Source organism: Neobacillus drentensis (assembly GCF_036966985.1).
In the GTDB taxonomy this organism is placed as follows: Bacteria; Bacillota; Bacilli; order Bacillales; family Cytobacillaceae; genus Neobacillus; species Neobacillus drentensis_E.
On record NZ_JBALSN010000512.1, the window covers coordinates 1 to 1,332 of the forward strand.

Genomic DNA, 1,332 nt, shown 5'->3' on the forward strand with positions numbered 1-1,332 from the left:
CATTATTCTTTAACTTTAAAACCGTATCAATATCAGGTATTTGCGATCCGGCAATTGTAGCAATTAAGACACTAGTCGTGGTAGCATGGCTGCTAGCGACAACAGGGTCAAGAGTTGCTAAACCACCTAGAGCAATTCCCATGACAACGTGTGTTCCTGTATCCAAAAGGAAATCCTCCTTCAAATATAATTCTTGTCAAACATGCACAATTAATTTATCGTAAGACAAATACATTACTTATTATAATGCCTTTTTTCACGCAGTTTAACTACATCTGGAGGAACAAAAGTTATGATTATTGAACTAAAGAATATAGAAAAAATCAACAAATCTGCTTTTCAAACAGATTTAATTAACTGGTTTAAATATGAACAACGTGACCTGCCTTGGCGAAAAGACCAAGACCCATATAAAATATGGGTTTCAGAAATTATGCTGCAGCAAACAAGAGTGGATACGGTTATTCCCTATTTTAATCGTTTTATTGAGTGGTTTCCTACCATTGAAGATCTAGCAGAGGCTGAGGAAGATAAGGTTTTGAAAGCATGGGAAGGACTCGGATATTATTCTAGGGTAAGAAACTTACAATCAGCAGTTAAGGAAGTAAATGAGAAGTATAGCGGAATTGTACCAAATAGTCCTAAGGAAATCGCTGAGCTAAAAGGGGTTGGGCCTTATACGGCAGGAGCCATATTAAGTATCGCTTATGGAATCCCTGAACCCGCTGTGGATGGAAACGTAATGAGGGTATTTTCGAGGATTCTTTCAATATGGGAAGATATTGCCAAATCATCCTCACGAAAAATATTTGAAAAGGCAGTTCGTGAATTAATTTCTCATGATGACCCATCCTCTTTTAACCAAGCTTTAATGGAATTGGGAGCATTAATATGTACACCAACCTCTCCATCATGTTTATTATGTCCTGTTAGGGAACATTGCCAAGGATTTGAGGAGGGTGTTCAAAATGAACTTCCGATAAAGACAAAAAAAATAAGACAAGAAATGTTCAACTTGCTGCAGCTGTCCTTTTAGATGGGGATGGAAAGGTATTAATCCACAAGCGGCCGGCAACAGGTTTGCTCGCAAATTTATGGGAGTTCCCTAATGTTGAAATTCATCATCCCTTACAAAATGATCGGGAGCAGATTATAGACCTATTTGAGCATACCCTAAATATAAAAGTAAAACTTGAAAAAATTATTGGGCAGCTCGAACATGTTTTTTCTCATTTGGTGTGGAATATTAATGTATATACAGGTACCTTCCAATCTGATTTTCAGGAAAGTGACGAGTGGAAGTTTGTTTCAATAGAAGAAATGAAAGAATTT

The 1,332-nt window shown here is 36.9% G+C and carries 1 protein-coding gene and 1 pseudogene; one reads left to right on the plus strand and one right to left on the minus strand.

Translation table 11 applies throughout. The annotated features are described in order from the left end of the window. A partial coding sequence (locus tag V7659_RS26830; protein ID WP_335543138.1) for a metal-dependent hydrolase occupies positions 1-166 on the minus strand: 166 nt, incomplete at its 3' end. Positions 167-292: 126 nt separating this feature from the next. Between V7659_RS26830 and mutY the strand changes: the two are divergent. Further along, positions 293-1,332 (plus strand): annotated as a pseudogene (gene mutY, locus V7659_RS26835) (A/G-specific adenine glycosylase); the annotation flags it as partial.